Raw genomic sequence first — 12,026 nt, forward strand, 5'->3', positions numbered from 1 at the left:
GCGGCGTACCATCCGCCTTGGGCTCTGCGCCTCAAACCAGCGGGTGGTTCGCCCTCGCCCGTCCCCGATTCTCATCCTTGGCGCCCGGAGCAATGCCCAGCAAGTTCGGAATTCTTCGTGTTCTCGTGGTTGAGGATGACCCGGTTGTCGTCAACGCCATTCACGCCAGCGTAGCGATGGCGGCACACATGGCAGTCGTCGGCGAGGCAAGGACAGGCGCCGAGGGCATCGCGAAGCTTCGCGCCACGAGGCCCGACATCTTGCTCGTCGACATTCACGTGCCGCGCGACGGCGGACTGGAAGTCATCGGGCGTGCCCGAGCGTTCTCGGCACAGATGCACATCATTGCCTTCGGCGCCTACCGGACCGGGGCGATGGCGGCGCGCGTCATAGACGCTGGCGCATCCGAATTCATGCTGACGGCCGCGCTGGCGACGGATATGCAAAAGGTGGTCGACATCCTGGCCGGAAAAGCCGCACCGTCCCGCGCGACCAGCCAGGGCCCGGCGCGCAAAGCCAGGGGGAGCGGGTTGTCCGAGCGTGAGGTCGAGGTGCTTCGGAGCGTTGCTGCAGGGCATACCAATCGCGAAATCGCCCGACTGATGACCATCTCGGACGAGACGGTGAAAGGGCATCTGAAGAATATCTCCCAGAAGCTCGGCGCCCGGCATCGCACGGAGGCGGTCGCGATGGCCTATCGACAGGGCCTCATCGGCCTTTGACCCCGGAAGCCTGTCACCGACGGCGGGCTCTTTGCTGAGATTTCGGGCGCCTCAGGATCGTCGTTCTTTTTACCGGCCGTGGGACGCGTCGGCGGCCCCGCTGAAATCAGTCCCCGCGATGACAGCAAGTGTCTGGCGAAGGGTCGCGGCCCTCTGGGGCCCAAGCCGCTGCTCGACTGCGTCCTGCGCCCGTTTCCAGTGTCGTTCAGCGCGCTTGACGACCCGGCGACCTGCAACCGTGCCTCGCCACATTGTGCCCTTTCCGGTTCCGTCGTCCACCGGTTCGATGAGTCCCGCCTTTCGTAGTGGCCGCAGGGCTGCCGTCAGGGAGCGTGCACTTTGAACCATGATGCGTGCGAGCGCGGCATGCTCAATCGGGCCGATGTCACAAATGATCAAAAGCAGGCTGTACTGGGGCGCAACCAGTCCCACGGGCGCGAGGGCCTCGTTGAACAGTATCTCCGTGCGCCTTGCGGCAAGAATCATTGACAGGTTGTTGCATGGGGAATGCATGGGAGGTGGCCGATGGGTCTGACCGAACAATAGGCCGCGTCAGGCTGGAAGGCAAACACCGGTAACCGTCTATCGATAACTGTTATTCGCGGAGGGCTCACCGGGTCTTCTGCGGATTGGCCTCCCTTGCACGTCTGGCCTGACCACAATCTGCCGAAGCCCTCACTGCCAGAGCGCTGTCCAAACGGGAATCCGGCCGATGGAACCACTTTCAACCAGTCTGAATATCAACGGGCGCCACCATCAGGTGGAGATTCCGCCTAACGTGACCCTGCTCGACCTCTTGCGGGATCGGCTGGGCCTGACGGGAACCAAAAAAGGGTGTGACCATGGCCAGTGCGGCGCATGCACCGTCTTGCTCGACGGCGTCAGGGTCAACAGCTGTCTGGTTCTCGCTGTCACCCGGGACGGTTCGTCCGTCACGACCATCGAAGGATTGGGCACACCCACCGCACTTCATCCGCTCCAGGACGCCTTCATCCGGCACGACGCGCTCCAGTGCGGGTATTGCACGCCCGGCCAGATCTGCTCAGCGGTTGGGATGCTTGAGGAAGGTCACGCCAGGACGCGGACTGAAATCCGTGAGGCAATGAGCGGCAACCTGTGCCGGTGCGGCGCTTACGTCGGCATTGTTGACGCGATTGCCGAAGTCATGGGCAAGGCGGGCGAGCAATGAAGGATTTTCAATACATCCGCGCAACCGACATTCCCCATGCGATCAGCGCGCTTGAGTCTGATCCGGACTCAAAGTTGCTTGCCGGCGGCACCAACCTCGTCGATCTGATGAAGTACGACGTTGCAACGCCCTCCACCGTGGTCGACATCAACCGCCTGCCGATGCGCAGCATCGAAGAAGCAACGGAGGGAGGCATTTTTATCGGTGCGCTCGCGACCAACACGGCCGTGGCGTTCCACCCTGCCGTCGTCAGTCGTTACCCGCTTCTTTCAAGCGCCATCCTTGCTGGAGCGTCAGGCCAGCTTCGCAACGTGGCCACAGTAGGGGGAAACCTCCTCCAGCGGACGCGATGCCCTTATTTTTACGATGTCCAGACCGCATGCAACAAGCGCGAGCCGGGGCAAGGATGTGCCGCACGGGCTGGTCTCAATCGCAACCACGCCATCCTGGGCGCAAGCGATCACTGTATTGCCACCCACCCTTCGGACATGTGCGTGGCGATGGAAGCGCTCGACGCGGTCGTCACAGCGCAAGGTCCGAACGGAAGCCGGTCAATCCCTTTCGCGCAATTTCACAGACTGCCAGGTGACAGCCCGGACATCGACTCGACCCTCGGCCAAAACGAGCTCATCACCGGAATCGGGTTGCCGACGCTGCAGGAAAACGCCCGTCAAAGCTACCTGAAAATACGCGACCGGCTCTCTTATGCATTCGCGCTGGTGTCTGTCGCCGTCATTGTCGCCATGGATGGGGAACGCATCGGGTCGGCGGCGGTTGCGCTTGGCGGGGTTGCCCACAAGCCATGGCGCAACCGGGAAGCAGAATCTTTTCTCGAGGGACAGGCGCCGTCGGCCGCCGTATTCTCGCAGTTCGCCAGCATGCTTCTCGAAGGCGCGGTCGCCCAGGCGCAGAACGCATTCAAGATTGACCTTGCCCACCGGGCGATTGTCCGCTGCCTGACACAGGCCGTTTTCAACACGCCGCAGTCTCAAGATGACAAGCGCGTTTCTTAGGACCACAGCAATGGCGGAACAGGAAAAACTGACCGGCACAGGTGTTCGCCGCGTCGACGGTGCGTTGAAGGTTCTTGGGCAGGCCCGCTATGCGGCCGAATATGACGCGCCGGACCTCCTGCATGGCGCAGTCGTCGCGTCGTCAATCGCAAAAGGGCGGATTGTCGGCTTCGACCTGGAAGCCGCCCGCGCGTATCCGGGCGTCGTCCATATCCTCACTCACCTCAACCGACCTGGTGGCGCTCACTTCAGCGTTTTCTTCAAAGACCCCATGGGCCCGCCCGGGAAGCCGTTTCGCCCGTTGCACAGTGACAAGGTGCTCTTTAGCGGACAACCGGTTGCGCTGGTCATTGCGGAAACGTTCGAAGCCGCGCGCGATGCGGCGGCACTGGTGCGGGTCAGCTACGAGACAGAGCCCCATGCAACGGACCTGCGACAACAGGTGCCCTTGGCCTACAAGCCCCCGAAAAAGCGGACAGGTGTTCCCGGGACACCCAAGCCGACGGGGAATGCAGATGCGGCGTTGGCTTTGTCGGACGTGCGGGTCGACGGGACTTACACCACGTCCCGCGAGCACCATCATCCGATGGAGCTCTTTGCGTCGACGGTGGTTTGGGGCCCGGGCAGGGAAGTGACCGTCTATGACAAGACGCAGAGCCCCAAAAGTGTCCAGCTTTATCTCAAGGCCGCATTTTTGCTTTTTGGCAAAAAGGTGCGGGTCGTCAGCTCGTACGTGGGCGGCGCGTTCGGCCTCGGTCTGCGGCCGCAGCAATCGGTCTTTCTGGCCATGCTCGCTGCAAAGGCACTCAGGCGGTCGGTCCGGGTGGTCCTGCCGCGGGACGCCATGTTCACCCTTGGCGCGCGGGCAGAGTCCATTCAGCGGGTCATCCTCGGAGCCGACCGCGCGGGGAAGCTTGGGGCATTGATGCAAAACGCCATCGTCGCCACCTCCCGCAACGAAGACGCGCAAGATCCGATGCTCGTGTTTTCCGGTTACTTGTACCGTTGCAAGAACGTCCACCTGAGCTACCGGCTGGCACAGCTCGATACCGTCTCGCCTTGCGACATGCGGGCGCCTGGCGCGTCAAGCAGCCTGTTCGCCCTAGAGTCGGCCATGGACGAGCTGGCATTTGAGGCGGGCATCGACCCGCTCGAGTTGCGTCTGGTCAATTACTCCGAGTACGACCAGAGCGAAGACAAGCCATTCAGCAGCAAGGCCCTGCGAGCATGTTACGAACAGGGGGCGCGCCGGTTTGGCTGGGTCCGGCGCACACCTTCGCCCAGGTCAATGCGCGAAGGCAGGGAGCTCATCGGCTGGGGGATGGCCACCGGTGTGTGGGACGCAAACATCTCCCCGCTTCCGGCACGCGCAACAGTGGCAATCGACGCGGACGGCTCGATTGAAGTGAGCACCTCGGTGACCGACATCGGCACCGGCACCTACACAATTCTCAGTCAGGTCGCGGCGGATGCGATGGGTGTGCCCATCGCGCAGGTGGCCGTGCGACTTGGAGATTCATCCTTGCCATACAATCCGACCCAGGGCGGCTCCTGGACAGCAGCAACTGCCGGGTCCGCCGTCCAGAAAGCATGTGAAAAGCTCAAACGAAAGCTCGCGCGGCATGGCGGCCGGCAACCATTGCGTCCCGCCGGGACGGTTGCGTGGCCGATTCCGAGAGGCAAAAAGTCGGTGTCCGCCACTGCGACAATCACCAATCCACCCTTTGGAAAGAAATTCACCAGCGCAACCCATTCGGCCGTCTTTGTCGAGGTCAGGGTCGACGAGGATCTCGGGGTCATCCGTGTGACGCGCGTGGTCAGCGCCGTTGCAGCCGGGCGCATTCTCAACCCTTCCACCGCCCGCAGCCAGATTCGGGGCGCCGCTGTCATGGCCATCGGCAAGGCGCTGCACGAAGACGGGGCAACGGACCATGTCCTTGGGCGATGCATGGCGCACGGGTTCGCCGACTACCACATCCCTACAAACGCCGATATTTTTGACCTAGACGTGCTCTTCGTCGATGAGGTCGACCATGAGGTCGGTCAGATAGGGGTCAAGGGCCTCGGGGAGATTGGCGGCGTCGGAGTGGCTCCTGCCATTGCCAACGCGGTCTTCCACGCTACCGGGGTCCGCGTGCGGGACCTGCCCATCACCATCGACCGCTTGTTGCCGGGCCTCCACGCTGACGCCAACGCCCTGGGGTTAGGGCACCGGGTAACCCTTGCCGACTAAAGCTTGGAGCCGCCGTCCACGGGGACGATGGCGCCGCTCATCCAGCGCGCGTCATTGGACGACAGGAAGGCGATGACATCGGCAATGTCCTCGGGCGTGGCAAAGCGCTGGAGGGCCTGCAGGGCAAGGACGCCCTTGTTGCCCAGGGCGCCCTTGATGACGCAGGCGTTCGTCTCGATGGCGCCGGGCGCTACCGCGTTGACCCGGATGTCACGGGGGCCGAGTGCCGCAGCAAGATGATGAACGGCCGTCTCGATGGCGCCTTTGCTGATGGCGTAGGCCACGTGCAGGCCGGTGGCATGACGGCGCATGAGCGAGGAGACGAACACCACTGATGCGCCGGTGGTCAGCGCCGGAAGAAGGCACTGGAGAAGGAAAATCGGTGCGCGAACATTCATGGCGAACATCGCCTCGAAATCTTCCGGTGTCGCGCTGTCGAATGTGTCTTCGCGCAGGAAGTCGGCACTGTTGACGAGAATGTCGAGCCGGTCGCCGGTTGCGTTCCGGACCTGTCGCGCAAGCGCCGGAGGTCCGTCAGGAGACGCCAGGTCGCCGGCCAGGGCGATGGCACGTCCGCCCTCGGCCCTGATTGAGGATGCTATGGCATTGGCGGTGCTGGCGTCGTTGTCGTAGTGCATCAAAACTTTGGCGCCGAGTCCGGCCAGCGCGTGCGCTGTCGCCTTGCCGATGCCGTCCGTGGCGCCGGTTACCAGCGCAGTCTTGCCTGTCAAATCAATCATGCAAATCGCCAAATCGTTGAGAGAGAGCCGGGACCAGGAGTTTTCCGGGGGTTGTCAGCCGCGCGTGGTTTGAAAATGTCATTGGCCGGCACAGCCATCGGCCAAGCCGGACCGTCGCGCGCGCTCGTACTGGAGGGCTGGCTTGGCGTCTGGTTCGCGAATCCGGAGGGTGTCCGGACGAGGGGGCGCTCTCAGGCAACCATCACCCCAGCGGCCCTGGGCGCTATCCAGCGGAGGACATCCGAAGTCTGCGCCTGCGATTGATGTGTAAAAAGACATCCATCGGACCGGATACGTCCAGCGTTTTCGGACAAGGCAAGGCAACGGCAATGACGTGACGCTGGGCGGGTGAAGTCATGGTTACATCCGGTGAAGGTGCGGGCGCGAAGGGCCCGGTGGGCCATCGGTGTTGGCTTCAAGTCCATCGTGCGTTGTGCGATGCACGGTGTCCATACCCCATGTGGAGAAACAAGATGGTCAGCATCGTTCATGACGTTCGCATGCCCGACAGTGCCATGGCCCGTGAAATCACGGAGCTTGTGCGGGACGCAAGCCCGACACTTCTCTTCAATCATTCGTCACGCGTGTATTGCTTTGCCGCGCTGTCGGGGCACCGACGGGGCTTGAAGTTTGACGCCGAACTTTTGTACGCCGGCGCAATGTTCCATGACATGGGTTTGCTTTCCTCGCATGCCAGCCAGGACGAGCGCTTTGAGGTTGACGGCGCAAACGTGGCGCGAGCTTTCCTCAAAAGCCACGGCATTGCGGAGTCGGACGTCGACCTCGTGTGGACTGCCATCGCGTTGCACACGACACCGGGCATCCCTGTGCACATGCACCCAATCGTTTCCCTGGTAACAGCGGGCGTGGAGATGGACGTGCTCGGCATTGCCTATGAAGACTTTTCCGACGAAGAGCGGGAAGCAGTTGTGCGGGCCTTCCCGCGCACGCCGCACTTCAAGGAAGACATCATCCAGGCCTTTTATGACGGCATCGCAAGCAAGCCGGACACGACCTTCGGGAACGTCAAGGCTGATGTCATTGCCGACAAGGATCCCGCTTTCAGGCGGGGAAACTTCTGCTCTGTCATACGCGGTTCGGCGTGGCCTGCATGAGGCGGACGGCATCAAGGGAGATCAAAGATGCAACTGACGGAAAACACGGTGTTTATCACCGGCGGCTCTTCCGGAATCGGAGCGGCCCTCGCCGGCGCGCTGCAGGCCTTGGGAAACAAGGTCATTGTCTCCGGCCGAAAAAGAAACAGACTAGACGAGTTTGTGCGGGAGAACCCGGAGATTGAGGCCATCGAGCTCGACGTCGGCAGCGCAACGAGCGTTTCAAACGCAGCAAGGTTTTTGTCGGACCAGCATCCCGACTTGAACGTTCTCATCAACAACGCGGGGATCATGATAGGCGACGACGCCTCGGTACGGCTCGACGAGGATGCCGCCATCTCGCAGATATCCACGAACATGCTCGGTCCCATGCGTGTCACCTCGTCCCTCATTGCTTTGCTCAGGCGTCAGGAGCGCGCGCACATTGTCTACAACTCTTCCGCGCTCGCTTTCACCCCGCTGGCATCCTTTGCTGTGTACTCGGCGACCAAGGCAGCGCTGCACTCATATGCGCTTTCGCAACGGTTTTTGCTCAAGGACACACGCGTGACTGTCCAGGAACTGGTTGCACCATGGGTGGGCACCGGCCTTTTGGGGCCGCCTGACCATCCGCTCGCGATGCCGATGGACCAGTTCATAGAGGGGACGATGGTGGCTCTGGGGACTGACGCGCCAGAAGTGTTTGTCGAGGAGGCCCGCCCGTTTCGGGAAAACCCGGGGCTCCACGAACACGCCTTCGTGGATCACATCAACAATTTCTTCCTTGCGCAGTCCTTTTGAGATTATGAATGGAAACCACCATCGGCCGTCGACTGCCATGCCCAACATATGATGACCATCATATTCATGGTAAGCTCTTCCGCATGAACGCTGTTGGGACAAAAAGAGACAGGACACACCGGCGAATTGTCGAGGCCGCCTCCCGCGGCGTGAGGCGTGCGGGGTTTCGCGGGATTGGCGTCGCTGAGGTCATGAAGGAAGTGGGTCTGACCCATGGCGGCTTTTACGCCCACTTCGATTCCCGGAACGCTCTTTTGTCCGAAGCGCTCGTGCACGCGAGCGAAGACATCGGTTCGGTCATACGAGAGAACGTTGACGCCCTCGTTGGGCTGGGTCACACGAGGTTTTCCGCCTTTGTGTCCACGTATTTGTCAGACGCGCAGATTTGCGGACAGGAAAATGGCTGTCCGGTCGCCGCGCTGTGTTCCGAGATGCCGCAGCAAAGTGGGGAAGTCGCGCTCGCCTCGCGGACGGTCATTGGGAATCTTCACAGGCTGGTCTCCGACGCCCTCCCCGAACACAGCCGCCAATCGGCGTGGACGGTTGCCGGGGCACTCATTGGCGCCATGCAGCTTGCCCGCTCGTTGGGCAGTGCCGACGAGGGCAGGGCTGTACTCGCAGCAGCCCGGGCGGACCTCGTCGCACATTACGACACCCAGTAGCCAAATTCGCCAGGAACGCGCCGGGCCGTCCGCCCGGCCGCGTTTGCACCATTTCATATATGACGAATGTCATATCAACAGTTGTCCACCACAGCAAGGAAACACACCATGAAACTGTCTGATTCCGTTGTTCTCGTCACCGGCGCCAACCGCGGCCTTGGCCTTGAATATGCAAAGCAGGCCCTCGCGCGCGGCGCAAAAAAGGTCTATGCGGCCGCCCGCGATGTTTCGTCAGTCAAACTCGACGGCGTCGAGGCAGTCGAGCTGGACGTGACCGATGGCGAGGCCGCTGCAGCCCTGGCCTCCAGGCTCTCCGACGTCACGGTGGTCATCAACAACGCGGGCATTGCGCGCCTTGGCGGATTTGTCGACGGGAATGCCCAGAAGGTCTTGCGCGAGCAACTGGAGACCAACGTATTCGGCATCCTCAATGTCAGCCAGGCATTTGCACCCGTTCTTGCGCGTAATGGCGGCGGCGCCATCTTGAACATGCTCTCGATTCTCAGCTGGATCAACACGCCCTCGATTGCAGCCTATGGCGCATCGAAGTCGGCTGCGTGGGGCCTGACCAATGGGCTTCGCCACGAACTTCGTGCGCAAGGCACGCAGGTGGTCGGCGTCCATGCCGGCTTCATCGATACGGACCTCACCAAGGGCTTTGATGTTCCGAAGGCAAAACCCGAAGACGTTGTTCGCCAGGCTCTCGATGCCATCGAGGCGGGTGCAGAGGAGGTCTTTGTTGACGAGCCGACCCGCCAGGTGCACGGCGGCCTTACCTCTTCGGTGTATCTGAAAGACGTTATTTCCGGCTGATTTGAACGCCATCGAGCTTCCAGGGACATCCATCTCATGAAAAATCTTGTCACAGTGCTCGGCCTGATGGCTTCGGCGTTTACTGCAGAGGCCGCCACGACTTCGGTCGCTTCCACGTTGGAAAATGCACCGACGCAGCACGTCCAGGCAGGTGGGACCCGGTTTGCCTACCGGAAAATCGGTCACGGCAAGGGTGTTCCGCTCGTGCTGCTCCAGCACTTCACCGGCACCATGGACTACTGGGATCCGGCCGTCGTCGACGGTCTTGCCAAGGATCGCGAGGTCATCGTTTTTGACAACACCGGTGTTGGCGGGTCGAGCGGCACAGTGCCGGACAACGTCGAACAGATGTCGGCAGATGCGCTTGCCTTCGTTCAGGCCATTGGCCTGAAGAAAGTCGACCTTCTTGGCTATTCGCTGGGTGGCATGATTGCCCAGGAGCTTGCCGCGCAGCATCCCGAGCTGGTCCGGAAAGTTGTTCTTGCCAACACCGCCCACCAGGGCGGCGGCAACCACCTCATGGAGGTGCTTGGCGAAGCAATGAGTCAGAAGAAGTATCCGGACCCGCGCATGGTCCTGTTCTTTACGGACTCAAAAGCCAGCATCGCAGCCGGAGAGGCCTTCCTCAAACGCGCCAGCGCGCGCAAGGCTGATCGTGACCCGGAACCATCTCCGGACGTGGGCAAGGCACAGGGCTCGGCCATCATCGCGTTCTCGACGACGAACGATCCGGCCAACAAGCTGCTGACCGCCATCGCCCAGCCGGTACTCGTGGTCAGTGGCAGTGACGACAAGATGCTGCCAACGGACAGTTCGATTGCCATGTTCAAGATTCTGAAAAATGCAAAGCTGGTGTTGTATCCCGACTCCAACCATGGCGCCATCTTCCAGTATCACGACGACTTCGTCGCTGAGGTAGACAGGTTCCTCGAGCAATAAGGGCAAGCGGGATACGGACGATATCCGTCCGTATCCCGTCTCTCGAAGAGAGACTCAGTCTTTCCTGTGGCGCGCCCGGGACGCGCGAAGGTTGATGGCGTTTCCGCACACGCGCACGTCGTGCCACACCGCGCTCGCGTTCTTGGAGCGATTTTGGAAGGCGCGACGCGCTTTGGTAACGCTCGACGAATTTTTTGTCCTGTCACCCTGCATGTTATCGGGACCTCCGCTTCGCTCAAATCGGGCGGCTGTAGGCACGCGGGGCAGGAATTGTCACAGTCGCGAGCGTGCCGGGGTTCAGCGGCCCGATGCGCAGGCACCCACCGCAGCGGAGGGTGCGCTCCTTCATCCCGCGCAAACCATAATGCCCGCGCTTCGAGGTTGCCTCATCGACGTCCACGCCGCAGCCGTCGTCCTGGACAGTGAGGGCAAAGCGGCGCTTGCCGTAGTCGGCATGCAGTTGGATACGGGTGGCCTTCGCATGCATGAATGCGTTGTAAAGCATTTCCCGCCCAATGGATCGGATTTGCGCCCCGACGAGGGGATTGAAGCTGCGCGGCTTGCCTTCCGTGGTCCATGTCACCGTTGGTCCGCCCTGGCTTGCGAGTTCGTTGGCGAGGCGCACGAGTGCCGAAACAGGCCTGACGTCGTCTTCGTGATCCGCGCGGAGAACTTCGAGTTTCCTGCGCCCTTCCTCGATGGTTTTGCGCGCATAGTCGGCAAGCGACGCAAGCTCCTCCCGCGTCGGCGGCTTGCGTTGACAGTTGGCCATGACATCGAGGCGGAAAGCCATCGCCTGGGCTGCCTGGAGAATCGTGTCGTGCATGTCGCGCGCTACGATCCCGCGTTCGTCCAGGCGGATGCGGAGGGCGGAGGTCACGTGGCGCAGGCGGAGACGCCAGGCGGCGTAGAGCACACCGACGACGGCGAGAACGGCAAGGACCCGGAACCAAAGGGTTTCAAAGAACCGGGCTGCGACCTCGATGTTGAAGGACGCCCGTGGGCTCCAATCTCCTGCCTGGTTGCCCGATTCAACTTCGAACCGGTAATTGCCATCCGGCAAGCCTGTGTAAGACGCCTCGCGGCGATCCCCTGCGTCTTGCCATCCGGTTTCAAAGCCTGCCAGCCGGTAGCGAAACCGGACGGCGCTTGAATCTTCAAATGCAGGTACCGCGTAGCGGACGTTGAGATCGCGTCCGTTGGCCAGACCATGCCTGTCGGCTCCCCCGGCACCAATCGTCTCCGAGAGAATCGTCGGCGTCGGTGGGACAGGCGAGGGCGCGGGCGCGAACCGGTTCACGGTGGCAATGCCCGGTCCGTTCAGAAGAGGAAATCCGCCTTCGGAGCACAGGAGTGATGTTGAGGTTCCGCCCGTCAGTGACAGCGGGACTGTGTCGCCGCTTGTCAGAAAACTTTTGCCGGCCCAATCGCTGTCAGCGCTGGATGTCGGCGCTTGGCCGCCGGGTGCCGGTATCGCCTCGGCGGTCACTGCGACCCCATCGCCCCTTGACGCCATCCCGGCATCTGACACGAGGGCACCTTGGGCGGGATTGGGCTGGGTCGTCCGGACTGCGTCCAATTCCGACGCGAATACAAAGGACTCTGTCCCGGAAGCGAACGCGAGCGCAGCGATGCCGAGGAGGTGGAGGGGCCAGCGCATTGGATGATGGGCATCTGGGACAGGTCGGGTGAGGTTGCCTGTGTTGCCATCGATTGAGGAGACCGCATTCGCCGTTCTTGCCGAATAACAGTTATCCGCCTTCCAGGTTGTACAAACGACGAGCGGTGTGAAAGCAGAGATCCTCACACTTGGCGCGGGA

Annotated in this window: 12 protein-coding genes; 9 read left to right on the forward strand and 3 right to left on the reverse strand. The window is 61.8% G+C overall.

The genetic code is table 11. The features are described from left to right. Positions 1-92 precede the first annotated feature (92 nt). From ACVWWJ_RS09175 to ACVWWJ_RS09190, 4 genes are all read left to right on the forward strand, one after another. On the forward strand, positions 93-722 hold the full coding sequence (locus tag ACVWWJ_RS09175; RefSeq protein ID WP_456967514.1) for a response regulator transcription factor: 630 nt from the start codon (positions 93-95) through the stop codon (positions 720-722). A 712-nt stretch (positions 723-1,434) separates the two neighbouring features. Then, positions 1,435-1,911 (forward strand): (2Fe-2S)-binding protein, encoded by a 477-nt coding sequence (locus ACVWWJ_RS09180; protein ID WP_456967515.1) that lies wholly within the window; start codon positions 1,435-1,437, stop codon positions 1,909-1,911. Next, positions 1,908-2,924, forward strand: a complete 1,017-nt coding sequence (locus ACVWWJ_RS09185; protein WP_456967516.1) for an FAD binding domain-containing protein — start codon at positions 1,908-1,910, stop codon at positions 2,922-2,924. Before ACVWWJ_RS09180 ends, ACVWWJ_RS09185 begins: the two co-directional genes overlap by 4 nt. Before the next feature lie 10 nt (positions 2,925-2,934). Next, positions 2,935-5,157 carry a xanthine dehydrogenase family protein molybdopterin-binding subunit gene (locus ACVWWJ_RS09190; protein WP_456967517.1) on the forward strand — a complete coding sequence of 741 codons (2,223 nt, stop codon included), beginning with the start codon at positions 2,935-2,937 and terminating at the stop codon, positions 5,155-5,157. Here the strand turns inward: ACVWWJ_RS09190 and ACVWWJ_RS09195 are convergent. Beyond that, the gene (locus ACVWWJ_RS09195; RefSeq protein WP_456967518.1) at positions 5,154-5,897 is read right to left on the reverse strand and encodes an SDR family NAD(P)-dependent oxidoreductase; all 744 of its coding nucleotides are present in this window, start codon (positions 5,895-5,897) and stop codon (positions 5,154-5,156) included. The genes ACVWWJ_RS09190 and ACVWWJ_RS09195 overlap by 4 nt on opposite strands. Before the next feature lie 473 nt (positions 5,898-6,370). On the opposite strand from ACVWWJ_RS09195, the gene ACVWWJ_RS09200 reads away from it, so the two are divergent. The 5 genes from ACVWWJ_RS09200 (at position 6,371) to ACVWWJ_RS09220 (ending at position 10,206) form a co-directional block, all read left to right on the forward strand. Then, positions 6,371-7,012, forward strand: coding sequence for an HD domain-containing protein (locus tag ACVWWJ_RS09200; RefSeq protein ID WP_456967519.1), 642 nt, complete (start codon positions 6,371-6,373; stop codon positions 7,010-7,012). 27 nt (positions 7,013-7,039) lie between these two features. Beyond that, the gene (locus ACVWWJ_RS09205; RefSeq protein WP_456967520.1) at positions 7,040-7,792 is read left to right on the forward strand and encodes an SDR family oxidoreductase; all 753 of its coding nucleotides are present in this window, start codon (positions 7,040-7,042) and stop codon (positions 7,790-7,792) included. A gap of 8 nt (positions 7,793-7,800) precedes the next feature. After that, on the forward strand, positions 7,801-8,454 hold the full coding sequence (locus ACVWWJ_RS09210; RefSeq protein ID WP_456967521.1) for a TetR/AcrR family transcriptional regulator: 654 nt from the start codon (positions 7,801-7,803) through the stop codon (positions 8,452-8,454). Between the two features lie 108 nt (positions 8,455-8,562). Next, on the forward strand, positions 8,563-9,267 hold the full coding sequence (locus ACVWWJ_RS09215) for an SDR family oxidoreductase (protein WP_456967522.1): 705 nt from the start codon (positions 8,563-8,565) through the stop codon (positions 9,265-9,267). Positions 9,268-9,303: 36 nt separating this feature from the next. Continuing rightward, entirely contained in the window at positions 9,304-10,206 is a 903-nt protein-coding gene (locus ACVWWJ_RS09220) for an alpha/beta fold hydrolase (RefSeq protein ID WP_456967523.1), read from the forward strand. Positions 10,207-10,260: 54 nt separating this feature from the next. Here ACVWWJ_RS09220 and ACVWWJ_RS09225 read toward each other — a convergent pair whose 3' ends face one another. Together ACVWWJ_RS09225 and ACVWWJ_RS09230 are read right to left on the reverse strand one after the other, a co-directional pair. Continuing rightward, positions 10,261-10,419 carry a CGNR zinc finger domain-containing protein gene (locus tag ACVWWJ_RS09225; RefSeq protein WP_456967524.1) on the reverse strand — a complete coding sequence of 53 codons (159 nt, stop codon included), beginning with the start codon at positions 10,417-10,419 and terminating at the stop codon, positions 10,261-10,263. A gap of 22 nt (positions 10,420-10,441) precedes the next feature. After that, positions 10,442-11,695, reverse strand: coding sequence for an ATP-binding protein (locus ACVWWJ_RS09230; protein ID WP_456967525.1), 1,254 nt, complete (start codon positions 11,693-11,695; stop codon positions 10,442-10,444). Positions 11,696-12,026 lie beyond the last annotated feature (331 nt).

The organism is Luteibacter sp. HA06 (assembly GCF_054061215.1).

What these genes read in the sequence shown, in the direction of transcription:
- ACVWWJ_RS09175 (WP_456967514.1), top strand. Translation starts at nt 93, where the DNA reads ATGCCCAGCAAGTTCGGAATTCTTCGTGTTCTCGTGGTTGAGGATGAC.
- ACVWWJ_RS09180 (WP_456967515.1), top strand. Translation starts at nt 1,435, where the DNA reads ATGGAACCACTTTCAACCAGTCTGAATATCAACGGGCGCCACCATCAG.
- ACVWWJ_RS09185 (WP_456967516.1), top strand. Translation starts at nt 1,908, where the DNA reads ATGAAGGATTTTCAATACATCCGCGCAACCGACATTCCCCATGCGATC.
- ACVWWJ_RS09190 (WP_456967517.1), top strand. Translation starts at nt 2,935, where the DNA reads ATGGCGGAACAGGAAAAACTGACCGGCACAGGTGTTCGCCGCGTCGAC.
- ACVWWJ_RS09195 (WP_456967518.1), bottom strand. Translation starts at nt 5,897, where the DNA reads ATGATTGATTTGACAGGCAAGACTGCGCTGGTAACCGGCGCCACGGAC.
- ACVWWJ_RS09200 (WP_456967519.1), top strand. Translation starts at nt 6,371, where the DNA reads ATGGTCAGCATCGTTCATGACGTTCGCATGCCCGACAGTGCCATGGCC.
- ACVWWJ_RS09205 (WP_456967520.1), top strand. Translation starts at nt 7,040, where the DNA reads ATGCAACTGACGGAAAACACGGTGTTTATCACCGGCGGCTCTTCCGGA.
- ACVWWJ_RS09210 (WP_456967521.1), top strand. Translation starts at nt 7,801, where the DNA reads ATGGAAACCACCATCGGCCGTCGACTGCCATGCCCAACATATGATGAC.
- ACVWWJ_RS09215 (WP_456967522.1), top strand. Translation starts at nt 8,563, where the DNA reads ATGAAACTGTCTGATTCCGTTGTTCTCGTCACCGGCGCCAACCGCGGC.
- ACVWWJ_RS09220 (WP_456967523.1), top strand. Translation starts at nt 9,304, where the DNA reads ATGAAAAATCTTGTCACAGTGCTCGGCCTGATGGCTTCGGCGTTTACT.
- ACVWWJ_RS09225 (WP_456967524.1), bottom strand. Translation starts at nt 10,419, where the DNA reads ATGCAGGGTGACAGGACAAAAAATTCGTCGAGCGTTACCAAAGCGCGT.